This window comes from Myxococcus sp. CA051A, assembly GCF_013336705.1.
Taxonomy (GTDB): Bacteria; Myxococcota; Myxococcia; order Myxococcales; family Myxococcaceae; genus Myxococcus; species Myxococcus llanfairpwllgwyngyllgogerychwyrndrobwllllantysiliogogogochensis.
Map to the genome: position 1 here is coordinate 617937 of NZ_JABUMS010000001.1, position 18413 is coordinate 636349.

Consider the following 18413-nt stretch of genomic DNA (forward strand, 5'->3'; position numbering starts at 1 on the left):
CGCGGCCTCAGATGTACTCGTCGAGCCAGTCGAACATGCGGTGATTGGCGACGGCCTGAGCGCCCTCCTGGCAGTGCAACAGTCCGGTGTCCTCCTCCGTGAAGAGCAGGTAGTCCTTGGGGCACGTCAGCGCGTCGTAGAGCTGCTTCGCCTGTCCCCCCGAGTACGCCTCCGCGGTGCCGTCCATGACGAGCGTGCGGCAGCGGATGCGGTGGACCACGGGCTCGTTGTTGAACTCCCGCAGCTTGTAGAGCAGGTCCGACGGTGAGCTGGCGCCGTGCTTGGACATGGCGTCGCGCATGTACCAGCGGTACAGGAACACCTGCGACATGAGCTCGTAGAGCGCCGCGTCGAACGCCGCCGGGTCCGTGTCGAGCAGCTTCATGATTTCAGGGAAGTAGCCGTTGAACTGGTCGAACTGCGACTGGCCCCAGTTGAGGACGCCCGGGTTGGGGATGAGAATCTTGAGGCGCCGCTCGAACGCCGCCGCGCGTGGCACCAGCGCTCCGCCCATGCTCCAGCCCAGCAGCGCGAGCCTCCGGGAGTCCACGCCGGAGATGCGCACGGCGAAGTTGATGACGGGGGTGATGACCTTTTCCCAGTCGGGACGGAACGGTAGGTGTTGCTCCCGGATGGCCATGCCCTGTCCTGGCGCATGGACGATGAGGCAGTGGTAGCCCCGCTCCAGGGCGGCATCAATCACATACTTGGACTCCTCCGGCCACGCGTCGCGTCCCTGCTGGAAGATGAGCAGTGGCGCGGGCCCCCGCGTATGGGGGGCGCGGAAGAAGTAGCCGGGGAGGGTGGTGTTCTCGTAGGGAATCCGCACGGGAGTCGCCGGAATCCGCAGCAGCGTCAGCGCCTTGTCGTAGGCGTCCACGGACTTCCGCCCCGTGGCCAGCACGCTGGGGTGACCCGGCTCCGGGTGGTGAATCAGCGCGGCGCGGTAGTAATTGGCCGCGCGCAGGTAGGCGTGGCCCGCGCTTCGGGAGTGGTGGCGGGCGAGGCTCGCATCCCCCATGGCCCTCAGGCGGTCCGCCGTGCTCACCCACTCGGTGGGCCAGCTCCATTCGTCCTCGGGGTGGATGCGGCTCGCGGTGTCCAGCACCTCTCCGATATCCGCCTGGGCGCTGTACGTCGCGGCCAGGAAATGCAGGAGCTGGTTCTCCATGACGGGGTCCGACAGCAATCCCAGCTCATACCAGGGCCGCGAGGGCTCCTGGGCGCCGGGGGCCGGGGCCGCGCCGGGTGATGGTGCCGCGAGTGAGGATGGCGCGCGCATGAGCGCGAGACCTCCGGTGAGACCCAGGCTCGCGTGGAGCAGGGAACGGCGATTCAGGGTGAAACCCATGGTGTGCTGCCTCCTGATGAGGGATTGAAGGCTCGAACACCGCGGGTCTTTATTTCTGTCATCGCGGACTTCAAATCACAGACACCGAGAGGGCCAGGTCTGCTGAAGACAGACGAAGGGCCGCGCGCCTGAAGCACGAGAGGGCAAGGCCGGGCGTCAGGTCTCGCGCGTGCCCGTCGAACCGCGGGCACACCGAGAGCCTCGTGCAGAAACACGCGCGAAGCTGGGAAGGCCACGGGGTGTCCCGTGCCTTCCGAGGATGAGTCAATCGTCTGATTGAATCGTGCGATTGGTCCGCGTGATTGTCAAGGGGACCGGCGCTTCGCGCGGGCCGGGCTCACTTCCATGCGCCCGAGGCCGCGGCCTGCGCGGCGTAGGTCTCGAAGGACTTGGGCGCGTGGCCGGTGACGGCGCGCACGGTGTCGGTGGGCGTGGCGTCGCCTCTCTTGAGCAGGGCGCCATACGCCTTGATTTCGCCCTGGATGGCCTCGTCGGGTCGGCCCAGGGCCCGCTGCTCGGAGAGATAGGTGTCGGCGTCTCCGGCGAAGCGCACCTGTCGTCCGGCGGCGCGGCCGATGATGGCCGAGGCTTCGCCAAAGCTCAGCGCGCGAGGTCCGCTCACGTCGTAGCTCTGGCCTTCGTGGCCGTCCTTCGTCAGCGCCACGGTCACCACGGCGGCGATGTCGTCGGCGTCGACGAAGGCCTGCTTCGTCTCCCCGACGGGGAGGGTGATGCGTCCGGCGAGGACCGCGGGCTTGAAGAAGCCCTCGTCGAAGTTCTGGTTGAACCAGTCCGGGCGGACGAGGGTCCAGTCCACGCCCGAGCCGCGCACCAGGCGCTCGGCGGACATGAGGCGCTCGTCTCCCATGATTTCGATGCCCTGACTCGACAGCAGGACGATGCGGCGGATGCCCTTGGACACGGCCAGGGACACGAAGGCGGGGTCGATGGGTTGCTCGTGTGGCGCCATGAGGTACATGCGCGACGCCGGGCCCACGGCCTGTTCCCAGGTGCCGGGGTCCTTCCAGTCGAAGCGCACGTCCGCGTGTCTCGACGCGGCCCTTACCGAGTGACCTTGTGATTGGAGGAGCCGGGTGACGCGTCGTCCGGTGGTCCCGCTCGCGCCCAGGATGAGGATGCTCGAAGTGGTCATGGCGCGACGCAAACACGCGCACCTCACCCGGCTGGGGAAAATGCTCGGCGTCCGTGCGGATACTCAACACGTCCCGAGCATTCCCGGCGCCGGAGTGTTCGCTGTCCGTCGTCGCGCCAGCCTCACGCAAGTGCCCGGAGGCTGGCGCCAGGCGTCAACTACGGCGTGGTGAACTGTTTCAGCCAGTCCAGGTTGGTCCGCAGCGACCAGGGCGCGGAGCCGGTGCGCCAGGTCGAGTCGAGGAACAGCCCGGTGCAGCCTCCCGAGCGCATGTAGCAGTGGTCCGCGTTGAGGTCGCCGAGCTGGATGTCCTTGATGATGTACCAGCCGCTGTTGTTGCTCGCGAAGCAGGACGTCGCCAGGGGGCAGGACTGGCCCGTCGTCTCCGTGTTTTGAGAGCGGACGGAGGACTCGGTGGGGCCGACGAAGATGTCCTGCTCGCCGTTCACGATGCGCAGGCGGCTGCTCGGCAACGCCCGGTTGCCATTGGCCACGCAGGAGCGCAGGTTGTAGATGGAGTATTGGACGCCGGCGCCCAGTCCGTACGCGGCCTGGACTCGCGAGTCATGGTTCTTGGCGAGGATGGCCATGATGGAGCCCTGGCTGAAGCCCGCCACGACGATGCCCTTGGAGCAGTCCGCCTTGGCGCGGGCACACAGCGTGCCGACGGCGCTGGTGGCCCGGCTCCCGTCATAGATGCACTTGGAGCGGGTGGTCATCGACGAGCAGGTGCCGAACGTCGCGTTGTCGTACTCCACGGTGGCGGCGACATAGCCGCGCGACGCCATCTCCTCCACGGCGGCCAGCGCCGAGGAGTGCTCGTACGGCTCCGTGGTGCCCACCGTGTAGATGAACACCGGGTACTTGCCCGAGGCCGACGGCTCCTGGCCGCGCAGGTTGTACGTGGAACTGCACAGCGACGTGCCGCCGCCCCGGTATGTCGCCGTGAAGCTGCTCAGGGACTGCGCTCCTGCGGTGGTCGTCCAGGCCAGGGTCAGGAGCAATCCGAGACGGAAGGTCAGCTCTCTCTGCTTCATGACTTCTCCTCGTGGGTGACGTGGGACTTCATGCCCGGGGCATGAGGCACCCGGACCGACGTGAGCCGACGCTGCATTCACAGGCGGCCCCGTTCTCACGATTAAGACTCCGAGGATGTCTTCTCGTCTATCTGATTTTTCGTACTGTTAGGTTTTTCCTCGTTTTGTTCCGCGACGCGAAACATGGTTGTCATTGTTTCGCGGGGCGGAATGTCATTCGAGGTGTTCAAGCTCCAAGGGGGCAGGGCCCACGGCGATGGCGAGGAACTCCGGGAGGCTGTCGAACTCCCAGGACAGGGTGGTTCCGCACCGCGGACAGAAGGGGAAGGTGGCGCGGCCGCCGTTGGCACTCCAGGCAGTGACACAGGGAAGGCGCGATGGGCGGGGAGTCATGATAGACGCGGCGCCCCATGTCTCCTGTGCTCTTGTCTTTGTCGTTGTTTTTCACCCTGGGGCAGGCTCCCGAATCACCCCCGGCGGAGCGGCCCTTCCAGGCGCGACTCTCCTTTCTCGCGGGTGACGAGGATGTCGACACCGCGGGCTCGTCCGCCCTGTGGAACGCGGCGCTGGACGCACACACTCCCGAGCTGACCTCGGGTCTGCGCGCCGAGGCGGCGCTGTCGTTCTTCCTCTCGTCGAGTGGTGCCAGTCGGGGGGCCACCTTCGTGGACAATGGCAGTGCCTTCCGCCTGCGCTACCGGCCTTCCAGTTGGGCCGCCGATGAAGGCCTGGCGCTGGGGGTCTATCCGCTGAGCTCCATCCGGCTGTACCTGGGCTCGACGTACCCCGTGACGTGGGGGCGGGAGGCCTTCCCGCGCCGCCCGGGGAACGAGCCGGCGCTGGAGCTGCGGCTCGCGCGGCGGCAGTGGGGCGTGTTCGCGGCGCTCAAATCCGCGGTCGTCAACGAGGTGCTGGGGGACTCGGGGCGCTACTACGCGCTGCTCGCGGGTGGCTTCGTGGACGTGTCGCCCCAACTCCAGTTGGAGCTGAAGGGCATGTCCTGGAACCAGGGGGAGAATCCGACCGCCGCGGCGAGCGGGGCGGAGCTTCCCATGACCATGAGGGGAGCCTCACTTCGGGCCTTGTGGCACCACGGCGAGCCCATCGGGAGCAACGTGGACCTGTCGCTCTATCGAGGCGACCCTGTCTTCTTTGAACGGTTCTTCACGGCCGGGACGTATTCCGCCGGGTTCGCCGCCTCGGTCTCCCTGGAAGGCAGCCTGGTGTCGCAGGACCTCCTGGATCCGGAGGTGTGGCCGGCTCAGCGGCGTCGTACCCAGAGCGCCAGCGCCGCGGCCCTGGAGGTTCGGGTGCGGCACGACTTCCTGCGGGTGTACGGACTGGCCTACTACCGGACTCCGAGCTTCATTCAACTGGACGCTCCGTGGGTCTTCCCGAACGAGGCCTTTCGTCGCTCCGCGGAGCCCCGGGCGGAAGTCTCGGGTTCGCTGGGCGCCGACTACCACCTCGAGCGCTGGGGCCTGACGCCAGGATTCCTTGCCCGGCTCACGCTGCCCGCGGTGCTCAATGCAGGGGGACTCCTGGGGCCGAGCCAGTCCAATCACCTGCTGCTCCGAGGGCCCCATCAGATAAGCGTCCTCCCGGCAGGCGAGGACCGGATGACGGTGCTGACGTTGAAGGCCACGACCCGGTGGGACCTGGGCTCGCTGGCGGGCGTCGTCGCGGAGATCTCCTACTCGAATGACCCGAACAAGGTGGAATTCGTCGACGACGAGAACGGCGTGGCGGTGCCTGTCTTCAAGGATGCGAGCACCTTCGGAGCGACGGTGATGCTCCAGGCTCGTTACTGAGCGAGGCGAGTGTTTGCGCGGTGTTCTGGAAATCCAGACGAGATGAACACCGCGCTCTCGGGTCGCGAGAAATACTTTCCTGGTGATTGATACATGTGACTGGGTGGGTGTTTCACTCGGGTTCCGTGGCCCTGGATGTGTGCCTCATGGTCCTCTGTGAGACATGCGTACCCTTCTGTGCATGCTCATCGCGGTTCCCTTGTTGGCGGGTTGTGGTGGTGACGACGGCGAGTCGTGTGGTGATAACGAGTCGCCCGAGACGTACAAGTCGGCCAAGCGGGTGCACTGTTCTGGCACCAGCGACGCGGACGTGGCGTGTTGTGGCTATATGGGCGACACGTGCAACTACACGCTGTGTCGCAAGAGTGTCTGTGGGGACTGGACCGAGGAGTCCTGGACCTGCCACTGAGCGCAAAGGCTCTCAGGCGCAGCCGGCTTCAAACCCGGGGGGAGTAAACAGGCTCATCCCTGTCGTGTGTCACGCGGGGATGAACCCCGCGCTCCCCTCGGGTGTCCCGACTCGCGAGGAGCGAGACGTCTGCCCGGGTGCAGCGCGGGGTCCTGAGACAGCCTTCAGTTGCGACGCTTGGTCGCGAGGAACTCCGCGGCCCAACGCTTCACGGTGTCCGCCGCGTCGGCGCCCTCGGCCGGGCGCAGGGTGGGGAGGATGGACGGTGCGGAAGGGCCCTCTTCACCCTGGGGGCCCACGGACTGCGTCTGGCCCTTCTTGCGGACCCACACGCGGGGACCGCTCGGAGCGGGAGTCGCGGTGCTCGCGGGGGTCGCCGCCGAGCTGTCCGAGCGACGACGGCGAGACAGGATGACATCCGGAATGGAGTGGGGCGCGGCGTGCTCGACCCAGGCGGCATGGAGCCGACCGGTGGCCACCATCTGCCGACGCTTCTGGTAGTGCGCCGAGCAGTAGCCGAGCGTGCGGACGGGCTGTCGACAACCGATGACGGCGCAGGCGACAGGCTGCTCGACGACGGCCTGCACCTGGGGGGGAGGCTGTGGCGCGGGGGCCTTGCGCTGCTGTACGGGCGGGGCGGAGTAGGGCTGGCCGCTCAGTCGCTCGGACAGGCGGCGCATGGCCGTCATCAGCGGGGCGAACGACTCCTGCACGGCGCCGTGCACGATGGCCTGGAAGGCCTCATCCAGTGACGGCGTCGCCGAGGAAGCGCCGCGCGCGGGAAGAGAGCGAGGGGTTCGGGGGGAGGGGGTGACGCGACGGGCTCTGGGCATGTGGAGCCCGGCGTAGCACGGCTCAGGTTGTTCGACCATCCGTGAATCCAACCCCCGCCCCCTGGGGGGTTGTCCGGGCGAGGAGCCAGGCTGATTTCAGGATGCGTCGTGGATGCGTTCACCCCGTGGAGCGAGCTGTGTGTCCGCTCCAGGTCAGGGTTGAGCAGGCGGGTTGCTGACGACATGCGTCGAGCCCCCCGCGCTAGCTGGCCTGCTTTTCCCCGGGGGCCGTGAGGTTCCACGACTCCTGGAGCGACTGGGGGATGCGGAAGGATACCCGGCTGCCACCCGTCTCGGAGGAGTGCAGCCCCTCCAGCAGTTCGCGAGACAGGGAGGCGGAGATCTTCGCCGCGAGGCCCGATTGGTCCTGCGCCTCGTCCGACAGGGAGAACATCCACCGCATCGGCCCCAGCAGATGGCGCGTCCAGTCCGACTTCTCCAGCCCGACGGCATCGGCCACCGCCTCGCTGCACAGCTCACGCATCATCGCCACCGCGATGCCGTCCATCATCGTGCCGGGGATGCGCGTCTTCAAATAGTCGACGAGCGCCTTGGTCAGCGCGGCCCCCTCCACCGAGGGTTTCACCTGACGCTGCTGGATGGCCTCCCAGAGCTGCTGGGCATCTTCCAGGTCTCGGGGCAACAGCGCGGGGTGGATGCCCAGGAAGTGCCCAATCACTCGCCAGCAGTGGAAGTAGGCGTCCTCTTCCTGCGGGGTGAAGTCGAGCTGGAGCCGGGTCAGGACCCGGGGGACCAGGGCCAGCGTCAAGAGCGTCGCGACATGGTCCTCCTGATTGGCCGGAGTCCCCCACTCGGAAGCCTGCCACCTGGCATCTCCGCCGACGTGGTAGCGGATGGTGGCATGCAGCAGGCGGATCTTCTGCGCCGTGCGCACCCCGAAGCCCTTCGGCCCCAAACCACCCTCGCCCATGACATCCAGGACGAATTGCGCCGTCTCGATGATGCGACGATGCACGTGCTTGTCGATACCGCCCGTCCAGGTCAGCACCTTGGCCGCCTTGGCCCAGGCGTAGCAGCAGGGCAGGGACCACGTGAAATAGGCCAGGGTCATCTGCATGCCATAGCGCTGGAAGAGCCGCTGGCCCAGAAGGACCTTCTCCGCATCGGCCCACTCGGGCCAGTCATCCGTCTGATTCAGGTACGCCTCCACGGCGTCTGGCATCTCCCCTGGAACGAGGTGCACATTCGACTGGATGCTCTGGAGGATGCGGTTGACGGTCGCTACCTCGTTGTTGGCGAAGACCTCCTGGATGACCGCGTCCGCCACGGGCTCGCCCATGAAACGAAAGGGTTCGAGCACCTCATCTGTCCAGCGGCCACGGGATGCGGAATTTGAAGACATGGGGGCTTCAGTGAATCCAGGCACGAGAATGGGATTGCCCATCCCGGTGCTCAGGGATGGGCAAACGAGCGTCCCACGTTGTCCCCGCGAGTGTCGAGGCACGAGGGTCGTCGGCCGTCGGCGTGGTTGCCCCGCCCGGAGCCCGAGCCCACGCACGTCGTGCGCTCCATGGGAGGCAGTGTGCGGCGACTACCGCGTGAGGTTCACGTTGTACGAGCCGTCGCCCGACGTGGCGGTGCCCGTCACCGTGGTGGTGCCGACCTTGCGGCGCACCTTGCCGGTGCCGTCGTCCTCGATTTCACCGGCGAGGGTCAGGTTGAGGGTGACCTCGCCCTCCAGGTCACCGGTCATCTGGAAGGGGCCCGTGAGCGCGCCGGAGAAGGTGCCGTTGGGGATGTTGCGAAGCTGGAGGTTCAGCTCCGGCTGGGTCGCCGTATCGGTGGTCGACGCGTAGGTGATGTTCACCGGCTCCTCGTCTTCGCCCACGACAATCTCGCCGTCGGAGTAGGTGGCCATTCCCACGCGCAGTCGCATCCCCTTGTTGTTGGAGGCCCCCTGGTCCACCTGTCCGGAGATGAGGAGCGTCCCGGACACGTTGCCGGGTGCCGACTGGGCCGGGATGTTGGCGCTCGAAGCGGCGTTGAAGCCGGCGAAGCCGAGCTGCAGGGCTTTGCTGACGGACTCATCGAGTCCCAGGTATGCGCGTCGGGCCTGTTCGTCGGAGCTCACCTCGTCATCACCACAGGCTGTCAGGCCAGCGGACATGAAGAGAGTGAATGCGACAGTGGTCACGACACGAGAGATGAATGGGTTCATTCCGTCTGTCTAATCCAGACACCTCACGCTATACCACTCGCTCCGCGATACGAATAAAGCGGGGCCCTGTGTGTGGCCGAACGGCGGTACGGAGGGTCCATTTCCGTGTACAGCCTCAGGGATGAGGACGCATGTCTCAGGGCCAGTGGCAGCGGATGCTCTTGGCATCAGTGCAACGCGCCATCGAGCGAAGCCTGACACCTGATGACAGGGACGACGTCTATAGGCGCGGCGAGGTACACGAACAGCCGCGACAGCCGTATCCGGACACCGCGAGGCAAGCTGTGGCACCTCGCCGGTGGTGAACCTGCTGCTCATCAGGAAACACCGCGGCCTGACCCATGTCGGTGGTCGTGCCGATGCGCCCCCTGGGAGCCCCCGTGCGTGCTGTTCGAGGAGAGGGCCTTCCTATCTCGTCTCGCGCCCCGTCCTGTCTCGTTCTAGAGAACCGTCCATGTCCCTGCCGCTGCCGCCCTACCTTCAGGCTGCCCCCATCGCCGGCCTGCCCGTCGCCCACCGCTGGGGTCCGGGCGAGGCGATGTCGGCCTTCGGTAGCACCCACCGCACGGTCGAGGGCCACCTCGCGCATCTGTCCTTCCGGGCCCTCCTGGGCTTGGCCGCCGCGTTAGGCGAATGGATGCACCGCCGCTTCGAGCACCTTCACGACGACCACGAGATGCGGCTGGCGGTTGATGCCATGTGGGCCGCGTCCATCGACATCCGCTACTTGAAGGTGGACGCGATGCAGTTCCCGCAGGACACGGCCAGCGCCATCCACGGGCCACTGCAGGCGCTCAAGTGGGAGTTCGTGAACGCCGCCGACATCTACGGCGAACTCGATTTCGGGCTTGTGCGCTACCTCCGCGGCGACGCCAACCTCGTCAACTTCACGCTTCCGGACAACAAGGCCTTCCAGGCCTGGTTCAAGGCGGTGCTGCCGCGCCTGGCGCCACTGTCCGCCCCGTCGGCCCGCGATGCGGCCCACGGCGACCCGGACGACGCCTCCGACGGACAGGCCGGCACGGACCCTCTGCTGTGGGGAACGCCAGTGCCCCGCGAGGCCTTCGACCCGGCTTTTCCGCTGGCCACGGCCGACCGCGTCGCGCTCATCGACACGCTGCTCGCCTCCGTGTCCGCCACGCCCAACCCGTTCCTGCGCACACCGGCGGAACTGGCGGCGGCCGGTTTCCACGGTGCCCCCTACCGCTACACGGGCCCGTGAGGATGCCGGCACGGCGCGCGCCCACCGACGAGGCGGGCAGCGCGCAGCCACGCCTGCGATTCCCGTGGGACGAGTGGCATGTCACCGCGCACTTCCTCGACATCGACGACGCCCTGCTCGCGCGGGTGGTGCCGCTGTGCCCGCGGCCCCAGCGGGCGCTGATGGTGCCTGGGGGACGGGCGGTGGACCTTCCGGGCTCGGTGGGGATGCACTCAAGGGGCACCGACACCTGCGCGGCCCCTCCGTGTTCTGCCAGCCCCACGTCGCGCCGGAGGCCCGGGAGAGCGCGGTGCAGCAGATCGAGCGACAGATCCCCCTCCAACGCCACGCGGCTCCAGCCAACGACGCCCGAGGGGGCACGCTGAGGGCACATGGGGGGAGGAAAAAGAAAAGCCCAGCAACCCCTAAGGATTGCTGGGCTCTCAATGGCGAGGAGTACGGGACTTGAACCCGTTCCGTCGCGCGCAGTTCGCGCCGGTCTGACGCTTTCTCCCTCTGAGGCGCCCTCTCCGACCCGCAGCCCGGCGCAGCCTGCGCCGTTCGGCCGTACCAGCGCTGGTACGGCCGCCCTGATGCCGACCGCAGCCATCCGCTCCCAGGTGGGAGTGTTGAGGAGCGGGGCAGGGCGGGAGTTGAAGGACGCCGCCACCCTGGTGATTTCCGCCGCCGCCGATGCGCTCGACAGGGTGCTCGCGGTGGCGATGCCGAGCCACCACGCCACCCACGCAGTCAGCGAATCCCACACCGACTGGCGGTCCTGCTCCGCGTGCCTCGCGCTGGTTCGCGGGGAGCCCGTGGCCGTCGCCTCCTGACCATCGCGGCACCGCCCAGTCACGCACTCTCCGTGATGGTGCCTTCACGCCCGGAGTTCCGGTTATGCCTGATTTGATTAGCCGTAGTTCTAAGTCGAAGAAGTCGAGAAATGTCACGACCGCTGCTCTTTGTGCTTGTAACTGCCGCGTGGTTGGTGGGGGCCGTCATGTCGGCTGCTCGCGAGCCGCTGCATCTGCCGCTGCGGACGCTCCGTCCAGGTCGTGGACGGCCGCCGAGCAGCGGGCATCGGCCCTGCGCGCGACGGTTGCTCCGACGCCTGGATGCGTCGGCTGCGATGCCGCAAGCCTGGGCGGCCCGCTGCCGTGCTACCGGCACGTCCTGGAGGCGCTGCTCGCGGACACCCAGCCCTGCGTCTGCGGGGCCCTCGGGCTCGCGCGGTGCCTGCCGTGCCGCGTCCGGCGCATGGACCGCGACCTCGGAGCGCTCGACGCGGTGTCCGAGGCCATGTGGGCGCTTCAAGAGCGCTACTGCGACCAGGACGGGATGCCCACGGAGGTCTTCTCCGGCGCAGCAACGATGCTCAACGGCGCCGTCCGAGCCGCCCGGCAGCGCAGGGAGGTTGAGGGCGCCGACGACCGGGTGCCCTCCGCTCTCAGGGGGCCCGTCACGCCCAGTCAGGTGGTCCCTGACTCATTCCGCCTGGAGTGCTCCAAGGGCACGGATGGCCAGTGGTCCGTCGAAGCGTCCTCTGCGGAGCGTGGCCGCACCGATGCCGCCGCCAATCACATGCTCTCCTCGGCCATCGCTGAGGCCCTCTCTACGCACGCGAAGGGCGGTGCCCGGTGAGTGGCACCCTCAAGTTTCAGGAGGGGCTGCGGCCCATCACCACCGCCACTGCATCTGGCCCCGAGTCCCACCCCTGCGTGTTTCGTCGACAGGGGCTGGCCATCGCCGCGATTGAGGTGACGGAGGGCACCGCCTACAGCATCACCCATGAGCAGTCGGGGCGGCTCATGGCGCCGCTCACCCTCAACGGCACGCACGCGCTCGTCACCGCTGCTGCGCTGCTGCACCTGCCCCTCGACTGGACGTGCAGCGCCGACGAACTGCGCGCCCAGATGATCGGGTTGAGCGTGGAACACCAGTCGCTCCTGGTGTGCATCCGGGACGGCCGCACCCAGTTCGTCAACATGGCGAAGGCGGCGAAGGCATGAGCGCCACCACCTTCGCGAGCATCAGCTGTGTTGGTCCGCTCGGGCACGTCGTCACCCTCCGGGGGACGGACGTCGAGGTGGAGGCGCACGCCCCCACCCGACAGGAGGCCGAGTCGGACGCGTCCCTCGCCCTCACGCGTGAGCGGCGGCGACTGGAGGCCGAGCAGCGCCGCGGCGTCCACCGCACCCTGAGCATGCGGCGCCCCGTGAGCCGGACCGAGGTGCCCCATGTCGCCTGCTGAGTTCATCGGCGCGGCCCTCTACGTGTTCGGCGGGCTGGTCCACCTGGGATGCGGCGCGCTGGTCCTGCTCGCGCACCGCTCCGCGCGGAAGGCCCCGCCCAAGCAGCGCACCAGCTCGCGCGGCATCGCGCAGCAGCCGCTTCGCGTCCTTCCGGGTGGGCGCTCCACCACCGGAGGCACCCATGGGTAGCGTCAACCTCGACGCGCCGTGCTCGAAGTGCGGGCACGTCTACCAGGAGCACAACGACGGCAGCCCCTGCACGTACCTCGTCCCGTTCTGGGGGGTGCAGACGGAGTGCGGCTGTCGCGAGTTCACGCCGCTGCCCGTCGGCGGCGACTTCGCCGAGCCGAAGCCCTGGCACGACTGCCCCGCGTGCCCGAGCTGCAAGGCCCGTTGTGGAATTCCCGCGCGGCTCGCGGACTGGAACCACCGCGCCGCGCCGACGGACACGCTCGTGTGCCCCTCCTGCGGTGCCGGATGGGTGGGGACCGCTGGCGACGTCGCCCAGGCCGAGCGCGCGTACATGGCCTGGGCTGCTGAGGAGCTGTCGCACGCATCGGGGGTGGGCCATGCGTGAGCGACCCATCCTGTTCGCCGGGCCGATGGTTCAGGCGCTGCTTGCCGGGCGAAAGACGGTCACGCGGCGGGTGGTGACGGAGCACATCCACGCCCGCGCCGACGCCTTTATGGCCCACCCGTCTGGCCGATTCGAGGTGCTGGTCGACGGTCGGTCCGTCGCGGACCTTCGCAACCACTACGGCCAGCCCGGGGACCGGCTCTGGGTGCGCGAGACGTGGGCCTCCCTTGGCGCGCTGAAGTCGGGCCCCTACGTCTACCGAGCCGACACCGACGGAGAGCGCGTGCGGGTTGATGCCGCGTGGCGCCCCTCCATCCACATGCACCGTGCGGCGTCGCGCCTGACGCTGGAGGTGACGAGCGTCTGCGTCGAGCGCCTGCACGACATCACAGAGGAGGATGCCAAGGCGGAGGGACTGCGGTGCCTCTCTAAGGACGGCGGCACGACCTGGAAGTACGGCATCCCGGACCGCGATGGACTGCCCGGTACCGAAAACACCGGGTGGCCCTGGACGGACTGGGACAAGAGCCCGCGCGTCGCGTTCTGCCATCTCTGGGCGTCCATCAACGGCATCGAGTCGTGGGCGGCGAACCCCTGGGTCTGGCGCATCGAGTTCAAGCGGGTGTCGCCATGAGCCCGCGCGCCAAGGCCCTCGTCGTCACTGGCATCACAGCGACGTGCGCTGTCGTCGCCCTCGTCCTCGCGTGCTTCGAGGAGGACGGCCGCCATGCTGTCGGCCTCGCTGCGGTCGGCGTCTTCCTCGCCTACGGCACCCGTCGACTGGTGTGGGCCATCTACGGCCGGGGGCGCCGCCCGTGAGCCGGGACCTCGTCCTCCTCTTCGCGCTGGTACTGGCGCTCCGTGCACGGGACTGGCGATGGGCGCGGGTCAACCGCTCCATCTGGCGCGGCACGCACGACGGCCGCGACGCCGCGCTCGGCTTCACAGAGGCCACCGAGTGCCTCGGCGCGTGGTGCTCCCTCTGGCCACTCGGCGGTGCGGCATGAGCCTCTCCGTCCTCCGCGTCACACCGTGCCCTGTGTGCCACCAGCCCTGGCGCGGCGAGGAGTTCACCGCGCTCGGCCGCCGCGCATACCACTCGGCCACTCCAGCCCCAGCTCATCGCCGCGAGTCGCCGAGCTGGCCCCGTTGCGAGCACGGCCTCCCGTACCGCGCCGGGTGCCTCACGCAGCCAGTGCCACCGGACTGCTGCTCGCAGGTGACACCGCTGGCGCCCGCTATCCCCACCACCCCGTCCGACACCTCTGGAGTCTCCTGTGCCCACCCTCACGCCTGACGCGGATTGCCGTGCCCAGGTCGAGGAGCTGCGCGCCGCGCTCGCGGAGGAGCGCCGTGCCCGCACCTACGCCGAAGGCTTCGCCGAGGGGCTGCGCCAGGCGCTGGCCATGGCTCTCGCCGGCCGCCTTGCCGTGCCCGCCCCGACAACGGCCCCCGTCACGCAGCCCAGCGTGACGTCACGCAAGCGGAGCGTGACAGCCAGCGTGACACAGGAGGGGGAGAAGGCAGGGGAGGACGAGAAGGCTGAAAGAATCCGGGCAGGTAACGCCGCTCGACAGGCCGTGAAGCGCCAGCGTGACGGCTTGCGTGACGTCACGCAGCCCAGCGTGACGCAACTCCAGGTTTCTCCCCCTCCCCCCTCCTCCTCTGCCTCTGTCCGGAGGGGAGCGCTCGCAGTCGTCACGGTGGCCGCGCGTGACGTGCGTGACGTCCAGCGTGATGCGCCTCGGGACCACCGCACCCCGTCGACCCTGCCGGCCAACGTGCAGGAGCTGAGGGAAGCCTGGAACACCATCGTCGCTGCCCATGGCTTCTGGCCCTGGGGGGAGCGCACTTCCCGCCAGCTCCTCGAGGACGCCCTCACCGCGCTTGAGGCCCGGCCGCTGGAGGAGTGGCGGCGGGTGTTCGCCCTCGTCCCGCGCTCCCCGGTGTGCCGCGGCGAATTGCAGTCCCGCACCCGCGCCAACGTGGTCCGGGTGCTGCGAGGGGTGACGTCCAGCGGGCACGAAGTCGCCGAGCAGCTCCTGTCCGGCGCGTGGAGCGTGGACCCGGAGCCCGAGGTGGTGCCGCCTCCGGAGGAACCCGGCGCCGTCATGTGCCAGGAGGGCATCCCGGAAGGCACCGAAGCGGAGCGCGCGTGGCGCCACGTCGTCACGTCCATCCGCGGCGAGGGCCGGCAGTACGCGGTGGAATGGTTGGAGCGCGCCCGCCCCAACAACCTCGACGACGGCACGCTCGTCCTGGAGTGCCCCGACAGGTTCTTCCTCGCGTGGGTCGAGGACAACTACCGCGCCCTCCTCGACGAGCACGCCGGCCTCACCGGCCTCGTCGGCATCACCCTCGTCACCCTCGACGAGAGCACGTCCTGAGCCCTTTGCCCGGTGCGCATGCACGGCATCGGGTCCACCGCAGCACCGCCGTCCCCACAACAAGCGAGGTCGTCATGAAGTCAGTCGTGAGAGTCGTACTGCTGGCGCTCGTCCTGGGTTTCACCGCTGCCCGCGCTGAGCCAATTCCACATGGGCTCACCGAGACGGAGTGGGCGCAAACGCGCAACAAGGCGAAGGCGCATGTCCAAGACATTTTCAACCGCTACGGCGGACGGGTGGGCTACCCCGAGGGGTCGAAGCTCGACGGCACTGACTCGAATTGCATGATGATGGTCGCTGCGGAGGCCGTCATCGGCGCGTGGCGCAACACGCTGCCGGCGGGGGCTCCCGACGTCGTCAGGCTTGACCGCGCGGCGACGTGGCTTGCCGGAGCCGTGGAGTTCTGGTGCCGGAAGAACGGGCCGCCGCCCGGGAACCGGGCGCTGCAGATGATGTTGCTGACGGGTCAGACTGCGAAGGACCGGCTGAACCGAAAGCACGACGAACGCCTGCCAGCCAACTGGCGGCAGCAACTCGACGCGCTACTGAAGAAGGACGAGTGGACGCCGGGAGAGGTCGCGCTCGTCGGGACCATCGTCTTCGTCGTGCTCGCGCGTGAAGCCGTGCCGATTCCGTAGTGCCGAGCCAGGGGCCCGGCACCCACCGGGCCCCGTCTTCTCCGTGGAGGTGCCAGATGCTTCGCTTTCGTCGCACGCTCAGCAGCGCCCTCATCAGCTCCCGATTGCGGAGGTGCTCGTGACGTTCCCGGGCCTACTCCATGTCGTCGCGTGGGCTGTGGTGATGACGGGCACCCTCGTCTGCCTCGGCCTGTGCTTGTGGCTGTCTGTTGTTGCACTTCGCGCCGTCCTCAAGTGGAGCGGCTGGTGGCGCGACTTCTTCGCTTTCGTGGTGTCCCGTCGCAAGGGTCGCCGAGCCGCCCACGGGAGGTCACAGCGATGACGTCAGAGAACGACCCTGGTGTGGACCTGCGGCTGCTCGCGCGGGAGGACCCGGACGAGGCAGCGCGTCTCCGGCGGCGGGCACAGGAGTACATCCGGCGCGGTGCTGACGTGCTTGCGGTGCATGCCGAGACCTACGTGCGGTTGAGCACCCTCTACCAGTGGGCATCGCGACAGCGGAGGCAGGCCGTCACGAGCACCGCGCGCAAATCACAGTCCACTGCTTGCGGTGCCGGCCGGCACGCCGCGTCTCGCGCAGCGTGAGGCATCCCTCGCCCGGAGGAACATGGGCACCGCACCGACACCGCCCGGCCCGGCGGTTGGGGCGGCGCCCGGCGCTGGCTTCGCGGCACTCGCGCTCAAGGTGGCGAGTCCCTGTCGCTGCCTCGAACCAGCACAGCTCGCCACGGAGGATGCGCCCGCCACACCCAGCCGCCGTGCATGTGCCCGGCTTCTCCGCGACGATGACGGGCACCTCACGTCCCCTCGCCGAGCGCCAGCAACGCCATCTGTCCCTGTCGCGGACGCCGCACGCTACGCGCGCTGGCGACCTCGCGGCGACGCACCTCGCCCTTGTGCGGGCCCGTCGACTCCCCCGGCCCGAGCCCCTGGGCGTTGAGGTGCTCACGCAGGCGCGCCAGCCCGCTCTCGCGTAGGCGGGCCACCTGGGCCAGCGACAAGCGCAGCTCGACGGCGAGCGTGCGTGTCGAGGCCTCCTGGCCGTCGGGCCGCCCCAGCCCCATGGACGCCTGCACCACCTGGCGCTCCAGCCTCGGCAGTCGGTACAGGGCCCAGAGGACGGCCTCCCGCTGGGCCACCGTCGCCAGCCGCTCGGCGGTGTTGTCCACCAGGGACAGCGTCAACTCCACGCTGGCGCGGACACCGCCACGCCGGTCCACCGCAGCGTCCCGCGAGTCAGCGGTGGACTCGCGCGAGGCCAGGAGGGCGTCGAGAGACAGCGGCGCCGTCACGGTGCCCTCGCCGAGCACGTAGGTTGCGGCGGCCTCCAGCCCCTGGCGCCGCAGCACCGAGGAAACGGCCACGCCTTCGGCAGCTGCCGAGCGCTTCGCTCTGCGCACCGCCTTGCGCGCGTGGTCGGTGAGGTGGACGGGGCTCGACCAGGTGGCCGCCGCGCGCTCCATGGCCTGTCGGCCCAGGCGCATCGCCCAGGCCGGGAAGGCGCTCCGACCGGCACCAGCCAGACCCGGCTCGAAGGGGTGCGTGCGCTGGCGAGCCATCACCGCCACCAGTCCCTCCTGGACCAGGTCCTCGGCGGGCACCTTCCAGGTACGCGCGACGGCGCGGGCCACGCGGACCATGTCCGGCATCACCAGCTCGGCGAGCTGGGACTCCGCGCGGCGGGCCGCCGCGCTTCCGGTCGGCAGGGCGCGCAGCTGGCAGAGCAGCTCCTCGAGGACGAACTCCCGAGCGAGGGTAGGCACGGTGCGCTCGTTCATTCGTCGTCCCTCCGCTTCGGCAGACGGAGAGCCGGGGACAGCCGAACACCTGCCCTGGCCTTCGCCGCCCGGTTCCGGTTCCGCGTCGCCCTGGCCTTCTGTGCGCGCGCTGCGCGGGCGCGGCGGTGGGCATCCGCCTCCTCGCGTGTGGCGTGCCGCTCGGCCGTGGCATGGAGCTCAACCCGCGGTGCCGCCGCGTCGTCCTCGCGCGAAGCCTCGATGTGGATGACCTGGTCGTCGTCGAGCCATGCAACCTCGTTCAGCGCGTCGTTGAGCACCTTCAACGTGTTGTCGAGGTCCCCTGACTTGCGCGGGCGGTACACCGTGGCGACCATCCGCACGGGTCCGACCAGTGGCAGGACACGTGCGTGCATCGCAGCGCGAGTGACGGCGGCTTTGTACGCGGTGGCCTCGTCGGACGGCACCAAGCCGCGCCCTCGGGAGGGCTTCCAGTAGGTGTTCGCACTGGGGGGATACGGCAGGACCAGCCGCACCTCCGCGAGCGGCTGGCCACCAGTGGATGTGATGGGGGTGGACATGCCTCCGGGTACCATCGAAACCTGACAGCGCTCGGCACGGCACATGCTCTCCCGCGAGGCATGAACGACTGGTATCGGCGGGAGGCGCTCGCACAGCGCCTGGGGGCAGCAGAGAGGGAAATGCAGGCGGTGGTTGAGGCGCGGGACGGCAGTCCAGAGTGGAGGACTCGGTACGCCCGCACGAAAGCCGAGTACCGGATGGCCGAGGCCGCAGCGCTCGCCGAACTCGGGGCGCGGGACGCACTGGCGCTGGTGGAGAGCCGACAGT

The 18413-nt window shown here is 68.9% G+C and carries 22 protein-coding genes; 14 read left to right on the forward strand and 8 right to left on the reverse strand.

From position 1 onward, the window contains the following. Positions 1–7: 7 nt before the first annotated feature. The 3 genes from HUA74_RS02475 to HUA74_RS02485 form a co-directional block, all read right to left on the reverse strand. Positions 8–1351 (reverse strand): S9 family peptidase, encoded by a 1344-nt coding sequence (locus HUA74_RS02475; protein ID WP_174453258.1) that lies wholly within the window; start codon positions 1349–1351, stop codon positions 8–10. A gap of 337 nt (positions 1352–1688) precedes the next feature. Then, a complete protein-coding gene (locus HUA74_RS02480; protein WP_174453259.1) occupies positions 1689–2504 on the reverse strand; it encodes an NAD(P)H-binding protein in 816 nt (271 codons plus the stop codon). 158 nt (positions 2505–2662) lie between these two features. Beyond that, a complete protein-coding gene (locus tag HUA74_RS02485; RefSeq protein WP_174453260.1) occupies positions 2663–3541 on the reverse strand; it encodes a S9 family peptidase in 879 nt (292 codons plus the stop codon). A gap of 410 nt (positions 3542–3951) precedes the next feature. On the opposite strand from HUA74_RS02485, the gene HUA74_RS02490 reads away from it, so the two are divergent. Together HUA74_RS02490 and HUA74_RS02495 are read left to right on the forward strand one after the other, a co-directional pair. After that, the gene (locus HUA74_RS02490) at positions 3952–5352 is read left to right on the forward strand and encodes a hypothetical protein (RefSeq protein WP_174453261.1); all 1401 of its coding nucleotides are present in this window, start codon (positions 3952–3954) and stop codon (positions 5350–5352) included. A gap of 163 nt (positions 5353–5515) precedes the next feature. After that, the gene (locus tag HUA74_RS02495) at positions 5516–5761 is read left to right on the forward strand and encodes a hypothetical protein (protein ID WP_174453262.1); all 246 of its coding nucleotides are present in this window, start codon (positions 5516–5518) and stop codon (positions 5759–5761) included. 164 nt (positions 5762–5925) lie between these two features. On the opposite strand, the gene HUA74_RS02500 is transcribed toward HUA74_RS02495, so the two are convergent. The 3 genes from HUA74_RS02500 to HUA74_RS02510 form a co-directional block, all read right to left on the reverse strand. Then, positions 5926–6594, reverse strand: coding sequence for a cell wall protein (locus HUA74_RS02500; RefSeq protein WP_254614258.1), 669 nt, complete (start codon positions 6592–6594; stop codon positions 5926–5928). 202 nt (positions 6595–6796) lie between these two features. Beyond that, positions 6797–7957, reverse strand: a complete 1161-nt coding sequence (locus tag HUA74_RS02505; RefSeq protein ID WP_174453263.1) for an oxygenase MpaB family protein — start codon at positions 7955–7957, stop codon at positions 6797–6799. Positions 7958–8146: 189 nt separating this feature from the next. After that, positions 8147–8686 (reverse strand): hypothetical protein, encoded by a 540-nt coding sequence (locus HUA74_RS02510; protein WP_174453264.1) that lies wholly within the window; start codon positions 8684–8686, stop codon positions 8147–8149. Between the two features lie 541 nt (positions 8687–9227). Between HUA74_RS02510 and HUA74_RS02515 the strand changes: the two genes are divergently transcribed. The 12 genes from HUA74_RS02515 (at position 9228) to HUA74_RS02570 (ending at position 16413) form a co-directional block, all read left to right on the forward strand. Next, positions 9228–9995: a hypothetical protein gene (locus HUA74_RS02515; RefSeq protein WP_174453265.1), complete on the forward strand. Its 768-nt coding sequence runs from the start codon at positions 9228–9230 to the stop codon at positions 9993–9995. Positions 9996–10567: 572 nt separating this feature from the next. After that, complete coding sequence (locus tag HUA74_RS02520; RefSeq protein WP_174453266.1) at positions 10568–10807, forward strand: hypothetical protein; 240 nt, start codon at positions 10568–10570, stop codon at positions 10805–10807. A 424-nt stretch (positions 10808–11231) separates the two neighbouring features. Further along, the gene (locus HUA74_RS02525) at positions 11232–11615 is read left to right on the forward strand and encodes a hypothetical protein (RefSeq protein ID WP_174453267.1); all 384 of its coding nucleotides are present in this window, start codon (positions 11232–11234) and stop codon (positions 11613–11615) included. Next, positions 11612–11983: a hypothetical protein gene (locus HUA74_RS02530; RefSeq protein WP_174453268.1), complete on the forward strand. Its 372-nt coding sequence runs from the start codon at positions 11612–11614 to the stop codon at positions 11981–11983. The genes HUA74_RS02525 and HUA74_RS02530 overlap by 4 nt, the downstream gene beginning before the upstream one ends. Then, positions 11980–12225, forward strand: coding sequence for a hypothetical protein (locus HUA74_RS02535; protein ID WP_174453269.1), 246 nt, complete (start codon positions 11980–11982; stop codon positions 12223–12225). Before HUA74_RS02530 ends, HUA74_RS02535 begins: the two co-directional genes overlap by 4 nt. Further along, complete coding sequence (locus HUA74_RS02540) at positions 12212–12415, forward strand: hypothetical protein (protein WP_174453270.1); 204 nt, start codon at positions 12212–12214, stop codon at positions 12413–12415. The genes HUA74_RS02535 and HUA74_RS02540 overlap by 14 nt, the downstream gene beginning before the upstream one ends. Continuing rightward, on the forward strand, positions 12408–12803 hold the full coding sequence (locus HUA74_RS02545; RefSeq protein WP_174453271.1) for a hypothetical protein: 396 nt from the start codon (positions 12408–12410) through the stop codon (positions 12801–12803). The genes HUA74_RS02540 and HUA74_RS02545 overlap by 8 nt, the downstream gene beginning before the upstream one ends. Next, on the forward strand, positions 12796–13437 hold the full coding sequence (locus HUA74_RS02550) for a hypothetical protein (RefSeq protein ID WP_174453272.1): 642 nt from the start codon (positions 12796–12798) through the stop codon (positions 13435–13437). Before HUA74_RS02545 ends, HUA74_RS02550 begins: the two co-directional genes overlap by 8 nt. Continuing rightward, positions 13434–13622 carry a hypothetical protein gene (locus HUA74_RS02555; protein WP_174453273.1) on the forward strand — a complete coding sequence of 63 codons (189 nt, stop codon included), beginning with the start codon at positions 13434–13436 and terminating at the stop codon, positions 13620–13622. The genes HUA74_RS02550 and HUA74_RS02555 overlap by 4 nt, the downstream gene beginning before the upstream one ends. Positions 13623–14080: 458 nt before the next feature. After that, a complete protein-coding gene (locus HUA74_RS45345; RefSeq protein WP_254624868.1) occupies positions 14081–15190 on the forward strand; it encodes a DnaA N-terminal domain-containing protein in 1110 nt (369 codons plus the stop codon). 74 nt (positions 15191–15264) lie between these two features. Next, complete coding sequence (locus HUA74_RS02565; protein ID WP_174453274.1) at positions 15265–15828, forward strand: hypothetical protein; 564 nt, start codon at positions 15265–15267, stop codon at positions 15826–15828. A 318-nt stretch (positions 15829–16146) separates the two neighbouring features. Beyond that, on the forward strand, positions 16147–16413 hold the full coding sequence (locus HUA74_RS02570; RefSeq protein ID WP_174453275.1) for a hypothetical protein: 267 nt from the start codon (positions 16147–16149) through the stop codon (positions 16411–16413). A 212-nt stretch (positions 16414–16625) separates the two neighbouring features. Here HUA74_RS02570 and HUA74_RS02575 read toward each other — a convergent pair whose 3' ends face one another. Together HUA74_RS02575 and HUA74_RS02580 are read right to left on the reverse strand one after the other, a co-directional pair. Further along, positions 16626–17606 carry a hypothetical protein gene (locus HUA74_RS02575; protein WP_174453276.1) on the reverse strand — a complete coding sequence of 327 codons (981 nt, stop codon included), beginning with the start codon at positions 17604–17606 and terminating at the stop codon, positions 16626–16628. After that, entirely contained in the window at positions 17603–18145 is a 543-nt protein-coding gene (locus tag HUA74_RS02580) for a RusA family crossover junction endodeoxyribonuclease (RefSeq protein ID WP_254624869.1), read from the reverse strand. Before HUA74_RS02580 ends, HUA74_RS02575 begins: the two co-directional genes overlap by 4 nt. Positions 18146–18413: the final 268 nt, after the last annotated feature.